The organism is Streptomyces sp. NBC_00376 (assembly GCF_036077095.1).
GTDB lineage: Bacteria > Actinomycetota > Actinomycetes > Streptomycetales > Streptomycetaceae > Streptomyces.
In genome coordinates this window covers 6,956,091-6,974,802 of the sequence record NZ_CP107960.1, presented here as the reverse complement: position 1 = coordinate 6,974,802, position 18,712 = coordinate 6,956,091, and the positions used below count along the sequence as shown (strand labels likewise).

The 18,712-nt window shown below is 68.9% G+C and carries 15 protein-coding genes and 1 pseudogene; 4 read left to right on the top strand and 12 right to left on the bottom strand.

Annotation, left to right across the window (positions count from 1 at the left end; all coding sequences use genetic code 11):
• Window positions 1-42: 42 nt before the first annotated feature.
• From prcA to arc, 6 genes and pseudogenes are all read right to left on the bottom strand, one after another.
• Window positions 43-855: a proteasome subunit alpha gene (gene prcA, locus OG842_RS31470; protein WP_266736066.1), complete on the bottom strand. Its 813-nt coding sequence runs from the start codon at window positions 853-855 to the stop codon at window positions 43-45.
• A gap of 58 nt (window positions 856-913) precedes the next feature.
• Complete coding sequence (gene prcB / locus OG842_RS31465; protein ID WP_266736067.1) at window positions 914-1,759, bottom strand: proteasome subunit beta; 846 nt, start codon at window positions 1,757-1,759, stop codon at window positions 914-916.
• A pseudogene (locus OG842_RS31460) lies at window positions 1,711-1,901 on the bottom strand (endonuclease domain-containing protein); the annotation flags it as partial. The pseudogene OG842_RS31460 and the gene prcB, both read right to left, overlap by 49 nt.
• 101 nt (window positions 1,902-2,002) lie before the next feature.
• Entirely contained in the window at window positions 2,003-2,221 is a 219-nt protein-coding gene (locus tag OG842_RS31455; protein ID WP_124718707.1) for a ubiquitin-like protein Pup, read from the bottom strand.
• A gap of 121 nt (window positions 2,222-2,342) precedes the next feature.
• Complete coding sequence (gene dop, locus OG842_RS31450) at window positions 2,343-3,854, bottom strand: depupylase/deamidase Dop (RefSeq protein ID WP_353962604.1); 1,512 nt, start codon at window positions 3,852-3,854, stop codon at window positions 2,343-2,345.
• Between the two features lie 234 nt (window positions 3,855-4,088).
• Window positions 4,089-5,855 (bottom strand): proteasome ATPase, encoded by a 1,767-nt coding sequence (gene arc / locus OG842_RS31445; RefSeq protein WP_266736068.1) that lies wholly within the window; start codon window positions 5,853-5,855, stop codon window positions 4,089-4,091.
• Between the two features lie 242 nt (window positions 5,856-6,097).
• Between arc and OG842_RS31440 the strand changes: the two genes are divergently transcribed.
• Window positions 6,098-6,409 carry a ferredoxin gene (locus OG842_RS31440; protein ID WP_266736069.1) on the top strand — a complete coding sequence of 104 codons (312 nt, stop codon included), beginning with the start codon at window positions 6,098-6,100 and terminating at the stop codon, window positions 6,407-6,409.
• 39 nt (window positions 6,410-6,448) lie between these two features.
• Here OG842_RS31440 and OG842_RS31435 read toward each other — a convergent pair whose 3' ends face one another.
• The 3 genes from OG842_RS31435 to OG842_RS31425 form a co-directional block, all read right to left on the bottom strand.
• Window positions 6,449-7,027: a hypothetical protein gene (locus tag OG842_RS31435; protein WP_266736071.1), complete on the bottom strand. Its 579-nt coding sequence runs from the start codon at window positions 7,025-7,027 to the stop codon at window positions 6,449-6,451.
• Between the two features lie 246 nt (window positions 7,028-7,273).
• Window positions 7,274-8,182: a tRNA (adenine-N1)-methyltransferase gene (locus tag OG842_RS31430; protein ID WP_266736072.1), complete on the bottom strand. Its 909-nt coding sequence runs from the start codon at window positions 8,180-8,182 to the stop codon at window positions 7,274-7,276.
• 61 nt (window positions 8,183-8,243) lie between these two features.
• On the bottom strand, window positions 8,244-9,494 hold the full coding sequence (locus OG842_RS31425) for a site-2 protease family protein (protein WP_266736074.1): 1,251 nt from the start codon (window positions 9,492-9,494) through the stop codon (window positions 8,244-8,246).
• Between the two features lie 171 nt (window positions 9,495-9,665).
• Here OG842_RS31425 and OG842_RS31420 point away from each other — a divergent pair, with 171 nt between their 5' ends.
• On the top strand, window positions 9,666-10,511 hold the full coding sequence (locus OG842_RS31420) for a RecB family exonuclease (RefSeq protein WP_266736076.1): 846 nt from the start codon (window positions 9,666-9,668) through the stop codon (window positions 10,509-10,511).
• Between the two features lie 10 nt (window positions 10,512-10,521).
• The gene (locus tag OG842_RS31415) at window positions 10,522-11,193 is read left to right on the top strand and encodes a response regulator (RefSeq protein ID WP_266736078.1); all 672 of its coding nucleotides are present in this window, start codon (window positions 10,522-10,524) and stop codon (window positions 11,191-11,193) included.
• Window positions 11,194-11,241: 48 nt separating this feature from the next.
• Here OG842_RS31415 and OG842_RS31410 read toward each other — a convergent pair whose 3' ends face one another.
• The 3 genes from OG842_RS31410 to metH form a co-directional block, all read right to left on the bottom strand.
• On the bottom strand, window positions 11,242-12,843 hold the full coding sequence (locus OG842_RS31410) for an ABC transporter substrate-binding protein (protein WP_266736080.1): 1,602 nt from the start codon (window positions 12,841-12,843) through the stop codon (window positions 11,242-11,244).
• Window positions 12,844-13,208: 365 nt separating this feature from the next.
• The gene (locus tag OG842_RS31405; RefSeq protein ID WP_266736082.1) at window positions 13,209-13,910 is read right to left on the bottom strand and encodes an HAD family hydrolase; all 702 of its coding nucleotides are present in this window, start codon (window positions 13,908-13,910) and stop codon (window positions 13,209-13,211) included.
• Between the two features lie 120 nt (window positions 13,911-14,030).
• Window positions 14,031-17,543, bottom strand: coding sequence for a methionine synthase (gene metH / locus OG842_RS31400; protein WP_266736083.1), 3,513 nt, complete (start codon window positions 17,541-17,543; stop codon window positions 14,031-14,033).
• A 239-nt stretch (window positions 17,544-17,782) separates the two neighbouring features.
• On the opposite strand from metH, the gene OG842_RS31395 reads away from it, so the two are divergent.
• The gene (locus tag OG842_RS31395; protein ID WP_266736084.1) at window positions 17,783-18,547 is read left to right on the top strand and encodes an IclR family transcriptional regulator; all 765 of its coding nucleotides are present in this window, start codon (window positions 17,783-17,785) and stop codon (window positions 18,545-18,547) included.
• Window positions 18,548-18,712 lie beyond the last annotated feature (165 nt).

Below are 18,712 nucleotides of genomic sequence, written 5' to 3'. Positions count from 1 at the left end.
GACCGGGGCACGGTCACAGCGGTGGAACCGTCCTTCGACGGACTACTCCACGTCACCACCGGAGTCGGTGGGCCTCGATTCGTCGGGAGCGGCGGCGGACCCGCTGCCCTCGCCCTCCTCGGTGTCGGACGGGGCGTCCGTCGGCGCGGAGCCGCCGTCCGCCTCCAGCAGCCGCGCCAGCTGCCTGCCGACGATCCGCTTGAACTTGCGCTGCTGGGGCCGCGTACGGTCCAGGACCGCGACCTCCAGCCGCTCGGCGGGGATCTCCCGCTCGCTGCCGTTGGGATCGCGCGACAGCGCCTGCACCGCCAGCTTGAGCGCCTCGGCGAGCGTCATCCCGTCGCGGTGGCGCTGGTCCAGGAAGGTGCTGATCTGCTCGGCGTTGCCGCCGACCGCCACCGAGCCGTGCTCGTCGACGATCGAGCCGTCGTGCGGCAGCCGGTAGATCTGGTCGCCCTCCGGTTCGGTGCCCACTTCGGCGACCACCAGCTCCACCTCGTACGGCTTCTCGGCCGCACTGGAGAAAATGGTGCCCAGCGTCTGCGCGTACACGTTGGCCAGCCCACGGGCCGTCACATCGTCACGGTCGTAGGTGTATCCGCGCAGATCGGCGTAGCGCACGCCGCCGATACGGAGATTCTCGTACTCGTTGTACTTACCGGCGGCGGCGAAACCGATCCGGTCGTAGATCTCGCTGAACTTGTGCAGCGCGCGGGACGGGTTCTCGCCGACGAACACAATGCCGTCGGCATACTGCAGCACAACCAGGCTGCGACCACGGGCGATGCCCTTCCGGGCGTATTCCGCCCGGTCGGCCATGGCCTGCTGAGGTGAGACATAGAACGGCGTCGACACCGGTTATCCGTCCCTTTCTGTCAGTGACGAGAGCATCGGAGAAGCAGCGGAACGGAAGTCAGAGCAGCGCGGCACGCGGGCCGTCGGGCTGCTCCAGCCGGCGCTCCAGGACCGAGCGCGCGATCTCGGAGGACTCCGCCTCGTCCAGCCTCCGGAAGCCTTCGTCGGTGATGACGGTGACGATCGGGTAGATCCGCCGGGCCACGTCGGGGCCGCCGGTCGCCGAGTCGTCGTCCGCGGCGTCGTACAGCGCCTGCACGACCAGAGTGAGGGCCTCCTGCTCCGTCAGCTCCCCGTGGTAGAGCTTCTTCATCGAGCTCCGGGCGAAGACCGACCCGGAGCCGGTGGCCGCGTACCCGTGCTCCTCGGAACGGCCTCCGGTGACGTCGTACGAGAAGATCCGGCCCTTCTCGCGGTCGATGTCGAAACCGGCGAAGAGCGGCACGACGGCGAGGCCCTGCATGGCCATCGCCAGATTGCTGCGGATCATCGTGGAGAGCCGGTTCGCCTTGCCCTCCAGGGAGAGCTGGGCGCCCTCGACCTTCTCGAAGTGCTCCAGCTCCAGCTGGAAGAGCTTGACCATCTCCACGGCCAGTCCGGCCGTGCCGGCGATGCCCACCGCCGAGTACTCGTCGGCCGGGAAGACCTTCTCGATGTCACGCTGGGCGATCACATTGCCCATGGTCGCTCGCCGGTCACCGGCCAGCACCACACCTCCGGCGAACGTCACCGCGACGATCGTCGTCCCGTGCGGCGCCTCGATGGCCCCTTGGAGGGGCGGCAGCTTCCGGTTGCCGGGGAGCATCCCGGGCGACTGGTCGGACAGGAAATCCATGAACGAAGAGGATCCCGGCGTCAGGAAGGCAGCTGGTAGACGCCCGGTGCTACGAGTGTTGGCTTCCACGCGTTTCCCTCCAGGTAAGCGACGGCCCTGAGCAAGGCGTCAGGATCGTCTCCCAACTTGCCGATGGCCGAGTTGCAGTTGATGCGGTTACGCCACGGACCCTACCCGCCCCGTGGCGGTGATCCACATGAACCGCGGGGGCAGCTGCACGGCTCGCGGTGCCGTTTGCGCCCGCGCGGTACGGGCCGGACCGGCCCGTACCGCGCGCACCGCTCTCCACTCCCCCGCGTTCACATCCGTGAACTACTGTCCACCCTTTTGAACGAAGGAACGCACGAAGTCCTCGGCGTTCTCCTCGAGCACATCATCGATCTCGTCCAGAACCGAGTCGACGTCGTCGCTCAGCTTCTCCTGGCGGTCCTTGAGGTCCTCGGAGACCTGCGCGTCCTGCGCCTGCTCCTCGACCTCCTCGGTGGAACGCGTCGCCTTCTGCTGTCCGCCGCCGGTGTCCTTGGTCGCCATCTAGCTCACCCCGCTCGGTTCGAAGCACTTGATCAGACCCTACCCACGGGCTCCGACATCGGCCCGGTACTTTCCCTCAACGTCCGGGGGTCATCCCGATGATTCCCCGATCCCGGCCCTTTCAGCCGCCCGACAGGACCTGGACCAGCTCCTCCGCCGTGCGGCAGCGGTCCAGCAGCTCCTTGACGTGATTGCGGGTACCACGCAGCGGTTCCAGGGTGGGTACCCGTTGCAGTGAGTCATGACCGGGCAGGTCGAAGATGACCGAGTCCCAGGAGGCCGCCGCCACGTCGTCGGCGTACTGCTCCAGGCAGCGGCCCCGGAAATAGGCCCTGGTGTCCTCCGGGGGCTTCGTACGGGCCTGCTCGACCTCGTTCTCGTCCAGCAGCCGCTTCATCTTCCCGCGGGCCGCCAGACGGTTGTAGAGGCCCTTCTCGGCCCGCACGTCGGCGTACTGGAGATCCACCAGGTGCAGGCGTGCCGCGTCCCAGTCCAGGCCGTCCCGGCGGCGGTAGCCCTCCATGAGCTCCCGCTTGGCGATCCAGTCGAGCTCGCCCGACAGGCTCATCGGGTCGTTCTCCAGCCGGTTGAGTGTGTCCTCCCAGCGGATCAGGACGTCCTTGGTCTGCTCGTCGGCATCCGCCCCGTACCGCTCCTCGACGTACTTGCGGCCCAGCTCGAAGTACTCCATCTGCAGTTGCACCGCGGTGAGCGTACGGCCGCTGCGCAGCGTGATGAGGTGCTTCAGGGTCGGGTCGTGGGAGACGTGGTGCAGGGTGCGCACCGGCTGGTCGACCGCGAGATCCACGTTGATGAAGCCGTCCTCGATCATGGAGAGGACCAGGGCGGTGGTGCCGAGCTTGAGATAGGTGGAGATCTCCGAGAGGTTCGCGTCACCGATGATCACATGGAGCCGGCGGTACTTCTCGGCGTCGGAATGGGGTTCGTCGCGGGTGTTGATGATGGGGCGCTTGAGCGTGGTCTCCAGCCCGACCTCGACCTCGAAGTAATCGGCGCGCTGGCTGATCTGGAAGCCGTGCTCGTGGCCGTCCTGGCCGATTCCCACGCGCCCCGCCCCGGTGACCACCTGGCGGGAGACGAAGAACGGCGTCAGATGGCGCACGATGTCGGAGAACGGGGTCTCCCGCTTCATCAGGTAGTTCTCGTGCGTGCCGTACGAGGCGCCCTTGTTGTCGGTGTTGTTCTTGTAGAGGTGGATCGGCTGGGCGCCGGGGAGCTGGGCCGCGCGCTCGGCGGCCTCGGCCATGATGCGTTCGCCGGCCTTGTCCCAGAGGACCGCGTCCCGCGGATTGGTGACTTCCGGGGAGCTGTACTCCGGGTGCGCGTGGTCGACGTAGAGGCGGGCCCCATTGGTGAGGATGACATTGGCGAGGCCGATGTCCTCGTCGGTGAGCTGGCTGGAGTCCGCGGTCTCGCGGGCGAGGTCGAAACCTCGCGCGTCCCGCAGCGGATTCTCCTCCTCGAAGTCCCAGCGGGCGCGGCGCGCCCGGTGCATCGCCGCTGCGTAGGCGTTGACGATCTGGGACGAGGTGAGCATGGCATTGGCGTTGGGGTGGCCGGGGACGGAGATCCCGTACTCCGTCTCGATGCCCATTACTCGCCGTACGGTCATGCGGCCCTCCTTGCCCGGCGGCGCTCCCTTGAGGGGCGGCGCTCAAGTACCGCTGCTTGTCGGTGCGCGTGCACTGCCCGTCCACGCACTGCGCGACCGGGCGGTACGCAAGAGCCTAGAGCGCCTCTGTGCTGGTGGGGAGATCAATTACGTCTTTGCTGCGGTGTCGCGCGATCGGGACCGAAAGCAACCGGCTGCGGATGCCCGGCCGGGCATCCGCAGCCTGACTGCGTTCTACAGGTACTGACCGGTGTTCGCCACCGTGTCGATGGAGCGACCGGTGTCCGCGCCCTGCTTTCCGGTGACGAGCGTGCGGATGAAGACGATCCGCTCGCCCTTCTTGCCGGAGATCCTGGCCCAGTCGTCCGGGTTGGTGGTGTTCGGCAGGTCCTCGTTCTCCTTGAACTCGTCCACGCACGCCTGGAGGAGATGGGAGACGCGAAGGCCCTTCTGGCCCTGGTCGAGGAAGGCCTTGATGGCCATCTTCTTGGCCCGGTCGACGATGTTCTGGATCATCGCGCCGGAGTTGAAGTCCTTGAAGTACAGGACTTCCTTGTCGCCGTTGGCGTACGTGACCTCGAGGAAGCGGTTCTCCTCGGACTCGGTGTACATCCGCTCGACGACCGACTGGATCATGGCGTGCGCGGCGGCTTCCTTGGAGCCGGTGTGCTCCGCGAGGTCGTCGGCGTGCAGCGGCAGCGAGGGCGTGAGGTACTTCGCGAAGATGTCCTTCGCGGCCTCCGCGTCCGGGCGCTCGATCTTGATCTTCACATCGAGGCGGCCGGGTCGCAGGATCGCGGGGTCGATCATGTCCTCGCGGTTGGAGGCGCCGATGACGATGACGTTCTCCAGGCCCTCGACGCCGTCGATCTCGGCGAGCAGCTGGGGGACGATGGTGTTCTCCACGTCCGAGCTGACACCGGATCCGCGGGTACGGAAGAGCGACTCCATCTCGTCGAAGAAGACGATGACGGGAGTGCCCTCGCTCGCCTTCTCACGGGCACGCTGGAAGACCAGGCGGATGTGCCGCTCGGTCTCGCCGACGTACTTGTTGAGGAGCTCCGGACCCTTGATGTTGAGGAAGTAGCTCTTGCCCGCCGGCTGGCCGGTGACCTCGGCGACCTTCTTGGCAAGGGAGTTGGCGACGGCCTTGGCGATGAGTGTCTTGCCGCAGCCGGGGGGACCGTAGAGCAGGATGCCCTTCGGCGGACGCAGTTCGTGTTCCTTGAAGAGGTCGGGGTGGAGGTAGGGGAGTTCGACCGCGTCCCGGATCAGTTCGATCTGGTCGCCCAGGCCGCCGATCTTGTCGTAGTCGATGTCCGGTACCTCTTCGAGGACGAGCTCTTCGACCTCGCTCTTGGGGACCACTTCGTAGACGTAGCCGGACCTGGGTTCGAGCAGGAGGGCGTCGCCGGGGCGGATGGTGATGTCCAGCAGCGGCTCGGCGAGCCGCACCACCCGTTCCTCGTCGGTGTGCCCGATGACCAGGGCCCGCTCGCCGTCCTCAAGGATCTCCTTGAGGGTGACGATGTCCCCGGCCCGCTCGAATTCCATGGCGTCGACCACGTTGAGCGCTTCGTTGAGCATGACTTCCTGGCCGCGCCGGAGGTCGTCGAGCTCGACACTGGGACTGACGTTCACCCGGAGCTTTCGGCCTCCGGTGAAGATGTCGCAGGTGCCGTCCTCGTTGCCCTGAAGAAACACACCGAACCCGGCCGGCGGCTGTGCGAGCCGGTCGACTTCTTCCTTGAGGGCCACGATCTGGTCGCGGGCCTCGCGCAGTGTGCTGGCGAGCCGCTCGTTCTGTGCGGACACGCCTGCCAGGTTTGTCTGCAACTCGACGATCCGCTCTTCGAGAATCCTCGTATGGCGCGGAGAGTCGGCGAGCTTACGTCGCAGGACGGCGATTTCCTGCTCGAGATAGGCGACCTGGCCGGCTGGGTCTTCGGACCCCCGCCCGGGCCGGATGCCGCGGTTGATGTCGTCGTCGTGGGCTGCCACGGTCCTCACCTCCTCCAAGGGGAGCTGGACGCTTCCTGACCCTACCTGGGTGGGTGATGATTGAAACCCCTAGATCACAAAGACTGCGGGGCGTGTCCGATCTTCACCCTTGCGTTCCCCCTCGTGTCAGGGGAATACCCACCCTTCAACATCGGAAAGCTGCCGGTTGTATCGTCGAACCGTTCAACACCCGTCAGGGCTGGCTTCTTTTGGTTCGGATAACGCAGGAAACGGCAGGAGAAATGACCGTGCAGCAGGACGCTCCCATCGGTGGCGACGCGCAGGACCTGGAAGTCTGGATCGACCAGGACCTCTGCACGGGCGACGGAATCTGCGTCCAGTACGCACCCGAGGTGTTCGAGCTGGACATCGACGGTCTGGCCTATGTGAAGAGCGCCGACGACGAGCTGTTGCAGGACCCGGGCGCGACGACGCCCGTTCCGCTGCCGCTCCTCCAGGACGTGGTCGATTCGGCCAAGGAGTGCCCGGGGGACTGCATCCACGTCCGTCGCGTCTCGGACAGCGTCGAGGTGTACGGCCCCGAGGCCGCCTGACCCGGCGGTCGCGGGTCTCCGGTCACGCGCGGTGACCGGTCAGGCGTTGCCGGGGGCGGCCTGGGTGGCGCGGACGAACGCGCCGCCCTTCCACTGCCAGGTGACCCGCTCCTGCTGGTCGGGGCAGCAGCGCGCGACCTCGTCGGAGGAGTAGCCGAGCAGGGTGGCCGAAATGATTCCGTCACGCACCGCGAAATCGCTGATGCTCATCGCCTGAGCGGGGTCCACCAGGGTCGCCACGACCCTCGGTGCGGCCCCGCTTCCGCGTGTGAGGACGTAGACGCCGCTGGGCGGGGTGCCGGAGCCGGCCGCGCAGTGGACCACCGCGACGGTCTCGGGGCGGCCGTCACCGTCGAGGTCGCCGGTGGCCTGCTTGGCCACGGTGTTCTCCAGCCCGCCGCATTCCAGGGGGAAGTCCGCCTGCGCCGGGTCGGGGGCGGTGACGGTCGTGGTGCCGTGCTGCGCCGTGGTGCGGTGGGGGGTGGAGGCCGAGGCCGAGGGGTCCGGCTGGAGCAGGCCGGCGGCCGCGACCACTGCGGCCATGGCCGCCGCCGTGGCGAGCCAGTGCAGCGGCTTGGTGTCGGTGTGCGCGAGGTCCGGGAGCTCGGAGTGCTGCACGCGGGATGTCTCCTGTGGTTCCTGTGGATCGAGGACGCCCGGGTGGGCGGCGCCACCGGTGGGGCTGCCGCGGCGGCATGAGTGGCCAGCATCGTGCCACACCTCACAGAACAGCGGAACGGTGGGGTCGGCACGGATTACGGGACGTCCGAGGACGGTGCCCTCGGACCGGCAACGAAAGGGCGCCGCCGTCGAGTTCCCGGGTCGGTCCGGGAACTCGACGGCGGCGCCGGTGCGTTGCGCGGGTCAGCCGCGGGAGGAGCCGCCGCTCTGGCTGCCGGGACCGTCGTAGTCCTCGCCGTAGGCGCCCTTGGCGGGGCGGCGGCGGCGCAGCGGGGCCTCCACACCGTCGGCCAGGCGGCGGGCGGTGACGAGGAAGCCGGTGTGGCCGATCATGCGGTGGTCCGGGCGGACGGCCAGGCCCTCGACGTGCCAGTTGCGGATCATCGATTCCCAGGGCTGCGGCTCGGCGAAGCAGCCGATCTCACGGATGGACTCGACGGTCCGCGCGAGCTGGGTGGTGGTGGCGACGTACGCGCAGAGGATGCCGCCGGGCACCAGCGCCTTGGAGACGGCCTCCAGGCACTCCCAGGGGGCGAGCATGTCGAGGACGACACGGTCGACGTCGGTGTCCGAGAGGTTGTCCTGGAGGTCGCCGACGGTGAGCTGCCAGGCCGGGTGCGGTTCGCCGAAGTAGCGTTCCACGTTCTGCTGGGCGATCTCGGCGAAGTCCTCGCGGCGCTCGTAGGAGTGCAGCATGCCCTGGTCGCCGACGGCGCGCAGCAGGAAGGTGGAGAGCGAGCCGGAGCCGACGCCGGCCTCCACGACGCGGGCGCCGGGGAAGATGTCGGCGAAGGCCAGGATCTGCCCCGCGTCCTTGGGGTAGACCACGGCGGCGCCGCGGGGCATGGACAGGACGTAGTCGGGGAGCAGGGGGCGCAGCGCGAGATAGGCGACGTTTCCCGTGGTTCGGACAACACTGCCCTCGGGAGCACCGATCAGCTCGTCGTGCGGGAAAGAACCCTTGTGGGTGTGGAAGTTCTTTCCGGCTTCGAGCGTGAAGGTGTAGTGGCGTCCCTTGGGATCGGTGAGCTGGACCTGGTCCCCGACCTTGAAGGGCCCGCGTCGGCGGGCGGCACCGGTCGGTTCAGACATGTGACCAGCGTACCGGTGATTCCCCGGGCTCCGACCGCGAGCCCGGGGCGGGGGCGGGCGGTCAGGCGGCGGGCCTGGCCAGAGCGGCGACGAACGCGCGTTCGACGTCTGCGGTGGAGAGGACTCCGTAGATCTCGCCGGTCTCCTCCAGGACGAGGTACTCGGTGGCCGGGCTGGCCTTGAGCCGGTCCAGGAGGGCTTCGCCGGACAGCTCGGCGGAGACCTTCATGCCTTCGGTGAGGTCCTGGGCGAGACCGCTGACGGCGACCCAGGGGCGGCGGTGTTCCGGTACGCCCACGATGGCCGTCTCCCGGACGATGCCCTTCGGTTCCCCGTGGCCGTCGACGACGACGAGTGCGCGGGCACCGGCTTCGTTGGCCCGGCGCAGGGCCTCGGAGAGCGGGGTGGCGGACTCCACCGGGACGGCGCGCCGGGTGAGGGTGCGGGCGCGCAGTTCGGGGAGGTGTTCGCGCAGGCGGGCCATGCGCAGGCTGTTGCCCGCCCCGGTCCAGATGATCGCGGCGAGGATGGCGGCGAGCAGCGCGTCGGTGATGGTGTCCATGCCGCTGAGGTCGCCGGGGTCGTTGCCGAAGGTCCCGGTGTGGGTGAGCAGCGGCAGGCCGATCAGGGTGATGACGGCGAGGGCGCGGCCGACCCAGGCGGCGGCGACGGTGCCGCTCATCGGCTTTCCGGTGACCTTCCAGACGACTGCGCGGAGCATGCGTCCGCCGTCCAGCGGGAGTCCCGGCAGGAGGTTGAAGGCGGCAACCAGGAGGTTGGAGATCATCAGGCCGGCGAGCAGGACGCCGGGCACCGTGCCGGGCTCGACGAACATCATCCCGATGTAGAAGAGGCCCGCGAGCACCAGGGAGAGCAGCGGTCCGACGAAGGCGAGCAGGAATTCGCGGCCCGGGGTCTCGGACTCCTTCTCGATCTCGGAGACGCCGCCGAAGAACTGGAGCTGGATGCGGCGCACCGGAAGCTTGTAGCGCAGTGCCACGACCGTGTGGGCCAGTTCGTGGACGAGCACGGAGGCGTAGAAGGCGATCGCGAAGAAGAGGGAGACCAGATAGCGCGCCGAGCCGAGCTCGGGCAGCACCCGTTCGAGCTGGCCGCCGAAGACCCAGGTGATCAGCGCGGCCACGAGGAACCAGCTGGGCGCGACGTACACGGGCACGCCGAAGGGGCGGCCCATGAGAAGGCCGCCTCCGGGCTCTTCGGGGCGCTGCGGTTCGTCCTTGTCGGGGCCGGGTCCGGGGGTTGTTCCCCCTGCACCGGGCTGCGGCCGCCCGCTGTCGCCGCTCTCGTCCACGGGGTCCCTTCGGTCGGTGCCCTACGGCACGGTCATGCAGTGTTCGAGGCTGTGTGGTCGATGGTATGCCGCCCGCTGTCAGTGGCGGGCCGTAGGGTCTTCGACATGACCTCCCTGCCGCGGCCCGCTCAGCCGCCTTCGTCCCTGTCTCCGTCGCGGGCGAGTGATTTCATGCAGTGTCCGCTGCTGTACCGCTTCCGGGTCATCGACAAACTGCCGGAGAAGCCCAGCGAGGCGGCTACCCGGGGCACGCTGGTCCATGCGGTGCTGGAGCGGCTGTTCGACAACCCCGCGGTGGAACGCACTGCGGGCCGGGCCACGGCGCTGATCCCCGCCCAGTGGGACCGGCTGCTGGAGTCCAGGCCGGAGCTGTCGGAGCTGTTCGCCGAGGATGCCGGGGGCGAGCGGCTGGCGCGCTGGCTCTCGGAGGCGGAGAGCCTGGTGGAGCGGTGGTTCTCACTGGAGGATCCGACGCGTCTGGAGCCCGCCGAGCGGGAACTGTTCGTCGAGACGGAGCTGGAGTCGGGGCTGCGGCTGCGCGGGGTGATCGACCGGATCGACGTGGCGCCGACGGGCGAGGTCCGGATCGTCGACTACAAGACGGGGAAGGCGCCGCGCCCGGAGTACGCGGAGGGCGCGCTCTTCCAGATGAAGTTCTACGCCCTGGTGATCTGGCGGCTGAAGGGTGTGGTGCCGCGCCGGCTCCAGCTGGTCTACCTCGGCAGCGGGGACATCCTCACGTACGACCCGGTGGTGGCGGACCTGGAGCGGGTGGAGCGCAAGCTGCTGGCGCTGTGGGACGCGATCCGGCTGGCCACGGAGACGGGCGAGTGGCGGCCCCGGCCGACGAAGCTCTGCGGCTGGTGCGACCACCGGTCGGTCTGTCCCGAATTCGGTGGCACTCCCCCGGTCTATCCGTTGACGGCCCGCCCGGCAGGGGCGGAGCAGGATGTGCAGGGCAGAATGGATCCGGTCCGTACTGAGGCCGGCCGGCCTGTGGCCCCCGAAGGACCCTGAAGGAGACTCTGTGGCTATCCGCGTCCTACTGGTCGACGACCAGCCCCTACTGCGCACCGGCTTCCGGATGATCCTGGAGGCGGAGGGCGATCTCGCGGTGGTGGGTGAGGCCGGTGACGGTCTCCAGGCTCTCGACCAGGTGCGGGCGTTGCAGCCCGATGTGGTGCTGATGGACATCCGGATGCCCCGGATGGACGGCGTCGAGGCGACCCGCCAGATCACCGGACCGGGCCGCGACGGCCCGGCGAAGGTGCTGGTGCTGACCACGTTCGATCTCGACGAGTACGTGGTGGAGGCGCTGCGCGCCGGTGCCAGCGGCTTCCTGCTGAAGGACGCCCCGGCCAATGAGCTGGTGCAGGCCATCCGGGTGGTCGCGGCGGGCGAGGCGATGCTCGCCCCGAGCATCACCCGCAGGCTCCTCGACAAGTACGCGGACCATCTGCCGTCCGGCGAGGAGCCGTTGCCCGACACCCTGCACACGCTAACCGACCGCGAGGTCGAGGTGCTGAAGCTGGTGGCCCGCGGCCTGTCGAACGCGGAGATCGCCGCGGATCTGTTCGTCAGCGAGACGACGGTCAAGACGCATGTCGGCCATGTGCTGACCAAGCTCGGGCTGCGCGACCGGGTGCAGGCCGCGGTGTACGCGTACGAGAGCGGCCTGGTCCGCCCCGGCGCCCAGTGACCTGAGCGGCGGGTGCCCCGGCCTGACGGGTCCGGGGCACCTCCCGGCTCAGCGCGGGTCTTCTGCCAGCTCCCACAGCTGGAGGTCGGCGGAGGCGTTGAGCGCCCATTCGACGCCGGTGAGGCCCTCGCGGGAGGCGACGTACTGCTTGCCCTGCCAGATCGGCAGTACGGGTACGTCGGTGGCGACGACGTCCTGGAGCTGCTGGAAGGTCTTGGTCGCGGCGCTGCGGTCGGTCTCGCGGCGGGACTGCGGGATGAGCGTCTTCTGCGCCAGGGCCGACTTGTAGGGCGAGTTGAGGAAGTTGTTCCGGTCGAGGAACGGCGCCGTGAAGTTGTCGGGGTCCGGGAAGTCGGGGAACCAGCCCATGCCGTAGACGGCGTAGTCGCCGCGGACCTGGGCGGGGCGGAATTTCTCCCAGGGGGTGCCCTTGACGGTGACGTCGAACAGCCCGGTGTCGTTGAACTGCTTCTTCAGGGCCTGGAATTCTGCGGCGGTGCCGACACCGAAGTGGTCGGTCGTGTAGTGCAGGGTGAGCTTCACCGGAGTGCGGATGCCCGCCGAGCGCAGGATCGCCGCGGCCTTCGCGGTGCTGGGCTCGCCGTACTTGTTGTAGAACGAGTTGGTGTGCCCGGCGATGCTGGAGGGGATCAGCGAGTACAGCGGCTCGGCCGTGGTGCCGTACACCTTGCCCGCGATCTCGCCCCGGTCGATGACCTGGGCCATGGCCTGACGGACCGCCTTGTCCTTGACGGCCGGGTCCTTGGTGTCGAAGCCGAGACAGCGGATGGCGAAGCTGGGCATCTCGGTGAGATCGACGCCGCTCTCGGGCTTCTCCAGCAGCTGCTTGGCCTGTGCGGGCGTCATGGTGCGGGCCATCATGTCGATCTTCTTGCTGTCGAACGCCTTCCCCATCGCGGCCGCGTCGGGGAAGAGGTCCAGCTCGACCTTGTCGTTGCGCACCTTCAGGTCCCCCTTGTAGCGGGGGTTCCTGGTGAAGTGGATCTTGACGACCTTGTCGTGCCGGGTTTCCGCCTTCATGGTGTACGGGCCGGAGCCGTCCACCCGGAACCCGGTCCGTGCGGACTTCGCCGGATACGCGCTCCGCGGCACGATCCCGGCGACGGGGGTGGACAGCTTGTACGGGAACGTGGCGTCCGGTGTGCGCAGGTGGAAGACGACCTCCCGCTCGCCCTTCGTCTCGATCGTGTCGATGTTGTCGAGCAGGGCGACCGGCCCGTTGGCGGCGTGGATACCGATGACCCGGTCCATCGAGTACTTCACGTCGTCGGCGGTGACCGGCTTGCCGTCGGCGAACTCCAGGCCGCTGCGCAGCTTGCAGCGGTAGCTCTCGTTCTGGGTGTCCGTGAAGGCGCAGCCCTCGGCCGCTTCGGGCACCGGCAGGCCGCCGCCGCGCGGCACGTGCATCAGGGTCTGCACGGTCTGCCGGAGCACGTTCCACACGCCGGCTTCGTAGCCGATGGCGGGATCGAGCGGCGCGGGGTTGTCCTTGGAGGCGACGAGCTGGTCCGTGGCACCGACGACGACGGCGTCCTTGCCGTCGCCCCCGTCACCCGACGCGCCGCAGGCGGCGAGTACGGGCGCGAGCAGGCCGACGACGGCCGGCAGCACCAGAGTCTTGCGGTTCATCTTGGACGCTCTCCCTCATCCGGGCATGGAGAAGGCGACATTAGTAGGCATCGTCGACAATGCCGGACCGGAGAACTGCCGGCGCACAATCGGGTGGTGCGGGGAATTAACGGCGAGCCATTTCCCCGCACCAGGAATGTTCCGCAGATATCCGGATGAACCAGGACACCTAAGCACCCCAAATCGGACGCGCCGGGGGATCTCGAAAAGCCCCCGGACCGCTCTTCCGGTGACAAAGCTCACGCCCAGGGCCGTTCGAATCCCCTATTCGATCACCGACTCGCCCACGCTCGCACGACAGAAAACGCACCATCCGCCGCCGAGAGCTTTTCTATTCATTCACAGAAATACTCTCGGTATGCGGATCAACGCTTTCCCGTGACCAGGCCCCGGAGAAAAGCGAGGTCGACTTCTTCGAGCGAACGTACGACCACCCGGCCGGACGCGGGGGCGATGGGGGCGACGGACGGTACGGCGACCACCCGGCAGCCCGCCGCCTCGGCGGCCGCGACACCGGTCGCGGTGTCCTCGATGACCGCGCAGTACTCGGGATCCGCGCCGAAGCCGGAAGCAGCGAAGAGGTACGGCTCCGGGTGCGGCTTCGTACGGGAGACCTCGTCGCCCGCGACGGTGAGGGCGAAGTGGTGACGGCCCACCGACTCCAGTACCCGGTCGATGATCCGCCGGTGCGAGGCAGAGACCAGGGCCGTGGGAATGTCGTGCCTGACCAGTTCGGCGAGCAGCCGGGCCGCGCCGGGCATCAGCGGCACACCGCGGCCGATGCGCTTCTCGAAGCGGTCGTTGAGCAGCACGGTCAGCTCGTCGAGGGTGATGTCCGCACCGGTGACGTCCATGAGGTAGCCGGCACTGCGGGTCATCGGCCCGCCGACCACCACGTCCCGCCAGGCTTCGTCGAGCTGGTGCCCGAGCTCGGCGAAGACCTCCACCTCCGCGTCCCACCAGAACCCCTCGGTGTCGACGAGGGTGCCGTCCATGTCGAGGAGGACGGCCTGGAGCGCGGCGCCTTCGGCCGTGCGGGTCAGGGACGCGGGGACGGTGCTGGTCATCCGGCACACCTTCCGTAAGGGACGAGAAGGCCGGCCGCCATTTCCCGTGGGAAGGGCGACCGGCCTGCACTGGGCCGACAAGTGTACGACTTGTCGTGCTACCTCGCGTTGAACTGCGTCTTACCGCGCGTTGAAGTACTTCGCCTCCGGGTGGTGGATGACGATCGCGTCGGTGGACTGCTCCGGATGCAGCTGGAACTCCTCCGAGAGATGCACCCCGATCCGCTCCGGCTGGAGCAGCTCGGCGATCTTCGCGCGGTCCTCCAGGTCGGGGCAGGCCCCATAGCCGAGGGAGAAGCGCGCGCCCCGGTACTTCAGGGCGAACATGTCCTCGACGTCGGTCGGGTCCTCGCCGCCGAAGCCCAGCTCGGCGCGGACCCGGGCGTGCCAGTACTCGGCGAGGGCCTCGGCGAGCTGGACGGACAGGCCGTGGAGTTCGAGGTAGTCGCGGTAGGAGTTGGCCTCGAAGAGCTTCGCGGTCTCGGCGCCGATCCTGGAGCCGACGGTGACGACCTGGAGGCCGATCACATCGGTTTCGCCGGATTCCTCGGGGCGGAAGAAGTCCGCGAGGCACAGGCGGCGGCCGCGGCGCTGGCGGGGGAAGGTGAAGCGGGTCCGCTCCGAGCCGTCCTCGTGGAGCAGGATCAGGTCGTCGCCCTTGGACACGCACGGGAAGTAGCCGTGGACGACGGCGGCTTCCAGGAGGTTCTCGGTGTGGAGCTTGTCGAGCCAGCCGCGCAGGTGCGGGCGGCCCTCGGTCTCCACCAGCTCCTCGTACGTGGGTCCGTCGCCGGTGCGGGCCTGCTTCAGCCCCCACTGGCCCTTGAAGAGGGCGCCCTCGTCGAGCCAGGAGGCGTACTCCTTGAGCTGGATGCCCTTGACGACGCGGGTGCCCCAGAACGGCGGGGTCGGGACCGGGTTGTCGACCGCGACGTCGGAGCGCACGCCCTCCTGCGGCTCGTCGACCTCCAGGACCGCGGTGTCGCGCTTGGGCACCCGGCGCTGCTTGAGCTCGGGCAGGACCGCGCCCGGGACCCCGCGCTTGACCGCGATCAGCGCGTCCATCAGCCGCAGGCCCTCGAACGCGTCGCGGGCGTAGCGGACCTCGCCCTCGTAGATCTCGTGGAGGTCCTGCTCGACGTAGGCGCGGGTCAGGGCCGCGCCGCCGAGGATCACGGGGAAGTCCGCGGCCAGCTTGCGCTGGTTCAGCTCCTGGAGGTTCTCCTTCATGATCACGGTCGACTTGACCAGGAGGCCGGACATGCCGATGACGTCGGCGCGGTGTTCCTCGGCGGCCTCCAGGATCGCGGAGACGGGCTGCTTGATCCCGAGGTTGACGACGTTGTAGCCGTTGTTGGACAGGATGATGTCGACGAGGTTCTTGCCGATGTCATGGACGTCGCCGCGGACCGTGGCCAGGACGATGGTGCCCTTGCCCTCGGCGTCCGACTTCTCCATGTGCGGTTCGAGATAGGCCACCGCGGTCTTCATCACCTCGGCGGACTGCAGCACGAACGGCAACTGCATCTGCCCGGAACCGAACAGCTCACCGACGACCTTCATGCCCTCCAGGAGGGTGTTGTTCACGATGTCCAGGGCGGGCGTGGTGGTGAGCGCCTCGTCGAGGTCGGCCTCCAGGCCGTTCTTCTCGCCGTCGATGATGCGGCGCTGGAGCCGCTCGTCCAGCGGCAGGGCCAGCAGCTCCTCGGCCTTGCCCGCCTTCATCGACTTCGTGCTGACCCCCTCGAACAGCTCCATGAGCTTCTGGAGCGGGTCGTATCCCTCGGCCCGGCGGTCGTAGATCAGGTCGAGCGCGACCTTGACCTGCTCCTCCTCCAGGCGGGCGATGGGCAGGATCTTCGAGGCGTGCACGATCGCGGAATCGAGGCCGGCCTTGACGCACTCGTCCAGGAAGACCGAGTTCAGCACGACCCTGGCAGCCGGGTTGAGACCGAAGGAGATGTTCGACAGGCCCAGGGTGGTCTGCACGTCGGGGTGGCGCTTCTTCAGTTCACGGATCGCCCCGATCGTGGCGATGCCGTCGCCCCGCGACTCCTCCTGGCCGGTGCAGATGGTGAAGGTCAGGGTGTCGATGAGGATGTCCGACTCCTGGACGCCCCAGTTGCCGGTGAGGTCCGCGATCAGCCGCTCGGCGACGGCGACCTTGTGCTCGACGGTGCGGGCCTGGCCCTCCTCGTCGATCGTCAGCGCGATCAGTGCGGCACCGTGCTCCACGGCCAGCGCCGTGACCTTGGCGAACCGGGACTCCGGACCGTCACCGTCCTCGTAGTTCACCGAGTTCAGAACGGCACGCCCGCCCAGCTTCTCCAGACCGGCCCGCAGCACGGGCAGCTCCGTCGAGTCCAGCACGACCGGGAGGGTGGACGCGGTCGCGAAGCGGCCGGCCAGCTCCTCCATGTCCGCCACACCGTCGCGGCCCACGTAGTCGACGCAGAGGTCGAGCATGTGCGCGCCCTCGCGGATCTGGTCGCGGGCCATCTCCACGCAGTCGTCCCAGCGGGCTTCGAGCATGGCCTCGCGGAACTTCTTCGACCCGTTGGCGTTCGTACGCTCACCGATCGCGAGGTACGAGGTGTCCTGGCGGAACGGGACGGTCTGGTAGAGGGAGGCGGCGCCCGGCTCGGGGCGCGGGTCGCGGGGGGTGACGGCCACGCCGCGGACCCGCTCGACGACCTGGCGCAGGTGCTCCGGAGTCGTGCCGCAGCAGCCGCCGACCAGCGAGAGGCCGTACTCCCGGACGAAGGTCTCCTGGGCGTCGGCGAGCTCGGACGGGGACAGCGGGTAGTGCGCGCCGTCCTTGCCGAGCACGGGGAGACCGGCGTTCGGCATGCAGGACAGCGGGATGCGGGAGTGCCGGGCGAGGTAGCGCAGGTGCTCGCTCATCTCGGCGGGGCCGGTGGCGCAGTTCAGGCCGATGAGGTCGATGCCGAGCGGTTCCAGGGCGGTGAGCGCCGCGCCGATCTCGGAGCCGAGCAGCATGGTGCCGGTCGTCTCGACGGTGACGGAGCAGATCACGGGGAGGTTGGCCCCGGTGGCCTCCAGGGCGCGCCGGGCGCCGATGACGGAGGCCTTGGTCTGGAGCAGGTCCTGGGTCGTCTCGACCAGGAGGGCGTCGGCGCCGCCCGCGATCATGCCCTCGGCGTTCTGCTGGTAGGCGTCGCGGAGCTTGGTGTACGGGGCGTGGCCCAGCGTCGGCAGCTTCGTGCCCGGGCCCATCGAGCCCAGCACCCACCGCTGCTGTCCCGTCGACGCGGTGAACTCGTCGGCGACCTCGCGGGCGATCCGCGCACCGGACTCCGAGAGCTCGAAGACCCGCTCGGGAATGTCGTACTCGCCCAGGGCCGCGAGATTCGCGCCGAAGGTGTTCGTCTCGACGCAGTCGACGCCGGCGGCGAAGTACTCCTCGTGCACCGAACGCACGATGTCCGGGCGCGTGACGTTCAGGATCTCGTTGCACCCTTCGAGGTTCTGGAAGTCCTCAAGGGTCGGGTCCTGCGCCTGGAGCATGGTGCCCATGGCACCGTCGGCCACCACCACGCGGGTGGCGAGCGCCTCGCGGAGGGCTTCGGCTCGGTTCCGGCTGTCGGCGGAAGGGGTCGGCGACGAGGCCATGGATGTACTCCCTGGGATGCGACGGCTGTCGGCTTTGCGTCTTCGGTGGAAGGCGCACCAGGCCAGCGTAGCCGGGCGACGCCCGGGGCCGTCACTCCGTCCCACGGAACGGACTGCATGCTGTGCGGGGGGATGTCCGGTTCGCAGCGGTGTCGCGGTTTTGCCGCGCGATCGAGCGGGGGTCGACATCGACCGATAGTGTTCAGCATTGTCGAACCGAGGTGGAGGAGTACGGCGCGATGGCCAAGAACATCCAGTCGCTGGAGCGGGCGGCGGCGATGCTGCGCCTGCTGGCAGGCGGCGAGCGTCGGCTGGGGCTCTCCGACATCGCCTCTTCACTGGGCCTGGCCAAGGGCACGGCGCACGGCATCCTGCGCACGCTCCAGCACGAGGGCTTCGTCGAGCAGGACGCCGCGTCCGGCCGCTATCAGCTGGGCGCCGAGCTGCTGCGCCTGGGCAACAGCTATCTGGACGTCCACGAGCTGCGGGCCCGCGCACTGGTCTGGACGGACGACCTGGCCCGCTCCAGCGGCGAGAGCGCCCATCTGGGCGTGCTGCACCAGCAGGGCGTCCTCATCGTCCACCACGTGTTCCGCCCCGACGACAGCCGGCAGGTCCTGGAGGTCGGGGCCATGCAGCCGCTGCACTCCACGGCCCTGGGCAAGGTGCTCTCGGCGTACGACCCGGTGGCGCACACCGAGGCCATGGAGGCCGAGCGGCAGTCCTTCACGCCGCGCACCGTCACCGATCCGGAGGAGTTCGAGACGATGCTCGACCTGATCCGGGCGCGCGGCTGGGCGGCCGACGTGGAGGAGACCTGGGAGGGCGTGGCCGCGGTGGCCGCCCCGATCCACGACCGGCGGCGGATGCCGGTCGGCGCGGTGGCCGTGACCGGCGCGGTGGAGCGGGTGTGCGCCGACGGGGAGCTGCGCCCCGAGCTGATCGCCGCGGTGCGCGACTGCGCCCGTGCGGTCTCCAGGGACCTGGGCGCCGGGCGCTTCTGAGCACCGCGGCGCCGCGCCACCCGGTAACGATCGAGTTATAGGCCACACAACCCTTGACGCCCGATTCACCTGGGGGAAGCATTGCCGTTCATCGGTCGGCATTGTCGAACACCAAACGGAAACAGCGTTAGGGTGTGACAGCGCCAAGGGCCGGAAAACGCCCTC